Source organism: Streptomyces thermovulgaris (assembly GCF_002155915.1).
GTDB lineage: Bacteria > Actinomycetota > Actinomycetes > Streptomycetales > Streptomycetaceae > Streptomyces > Streptomyces thermovulgaris.
In genome coordinates, this window is record NZ_MUME01000304.1 from 1 (window position 1) to 1,721 (window position 1,721).

At 70.2% G+C, this 1,721-nt stretch carries 1 protein-coding gene and 1 pseudogene; one reads left to right on the forward strand and one right to left on the reverse strand.

All coding sequences use genetic code 11. The annotated features are described in order from the left end of the window. A pseudogene (locus CCN35_RS21845) lies at positions 1–872 on the reverse strand (PD40 domain-containing protein); the annotation flags it as partial. A 247-nt stretch (positions 873–1,119) separates the two neighbouring features. Here CCN35_RS21845 and CCN35_RS21850 point away from each other — a divergent pair. Further along, positions 1,120–1,719, forward strand: coding sequence for a TetR/AcrR family transcriptional regulator (locus CCN35_RS21850; protein ID WP_067396336.1), 600 nt, complete (start codon positions 1,120–1,122; stop codon positions 1,717–1,719). Positions 1,720–1,721: the final 2 nt, after the last annotated feature.

Below are 1,721 nucleotides of genomic sequence, written 5' to 3' on the forward strand. Positions count from 1 at the left end.
GCGGACCGCAGACGGGCCGGCACATGGTAGGGGCGCCGGCCCGTCTGCGGTCCGCTCAGCCGTACCTCGAGTTTGCGGGGGACCGAGTCCGGGGACAGCTCGTCGACGATCCACAGGTCGCCGGCGCACTGGTACACCACCCGGGTGCCGTCGCTCGCGGCGTGCCGGGCGTAGAAGGAGTCGTGGTCGGTGTGCCGGCGCAGGTCGGAGCCGTCGCGGGCGCACGAGTAGAGGTTGCCCACGCCCTCGTGGTCGGAGAGGAAGGCGATCCGGTCGCCGACGAGCATCGGGCAGGCCAGATGGCCTCCGATGCCGGCGAGCAGCCGTTGTCCGTGCAGCCACAGCCGGCCCGTGGCGCCGCCCCGGTACCGCTTCCAGGAGGCCGGTTCGTGCGGGGGTGTGCCGGTCAGCAGCAGGGGCTCGTCCGCGCCGTCCGCGGCGGCGATCTGAAGGTCGGCCACCGGTCCCCAGGGCAGCCTGCGTCCGGGGGAGCCGTCGGTGCCGACGCGGTAGGCCCAGGTGAAGTAGGAGAAGGGCTCGCCGTGGGAGGTGACGGCGAGGATGTCGGAGCGGCCGTGCGCGTCGGGCGGTGCCCACCCGCACACCCGGGTGTCGGTGCTGCCCCAGTACGTCAGCTGCCGGCCCGGTCCGCCGTCCGTTTCGACCAGGTGGATCTCGGGCGCCAGGGTCCGCCAGCTCGTGTACGCGATGTGCCGCCCGTCGGGCGAGAAGCGGGGGTGGCCGATCTTGGCACGGTCCACGGTGAGCCGCCAGGCACGGCTGGATCCGTCGAGCGGCGCCAGCCAGAGGTCGTCCTCGGTCACGAAGCACAGCAGGTCGCCGCTGAGGTGCGGCAGGCGCAGATAGCTCACCTTCCCATGCTTTGTCCGGGGATGTACCGCAGCAACTTCTGGACCTTTATGGAAATCCGACAAACGTGACCCAGCACACGTACGAAACCGTTTCGTTTCGATGAGCGCCTGCGCTACATTCGTGGCATACGAAAGAAGACGCCGGACCATGTGCCGGGACATGTACGAAACCGTTTCGTACGAGAAGTCGTACGGAGAGGCCGTACGGAAACCGGGCGGAACGCGCGGAGAAGGAAGGCGACAGACCATGGCCGAGGCCGCGACACCCCGTCGCAGCCGTCTCACGCCCGAGCGCGAGGCCGAGCTGTACGAGGCCGTGCTCGACCTGCTGCGTGAGGTCGGTTACGACGCCCTCACCATGGACGCCGTCGCCGCCCGCACCCGCTCCAGCAAGGCCACCCTCTACCGCCAGTGGGGCGGCAAGGCCGAGCTGGTGGTCAAGGCCATCCGGCACGGCCATCCCACCCGGATCGAGGAGATCGACACCGGCACGCTCCGCGGTGACCTGCACGCCCTGGTGACCCAGGAGGACGACTGCACCATGCAGCGCAACGCCGCGCTGATGCGGGGCGTCGCCATGGCCCTCCACCACAACCCGGACCTGCTCCAGGCGTTCCGGGAGCAGCTGGTGGAGCCGGAGCTGGCCGAGTTCCGGCGGATGCTGCAGCGTGCCGTCGACCGGGGCGAGATCCGGGCCGACTGCCCCGCACTGGACTTCCTGCTGCCCATGATGGTCGGCGCGTTCGTCACCAAGACGCTGCTGGACGACCAGCCGCCGACCCGCACCTTCCTCACCTCGTACATCGACGCCGTGGTTCTCCCCGCCCTCGGCGCACCCCCCTCCTGACC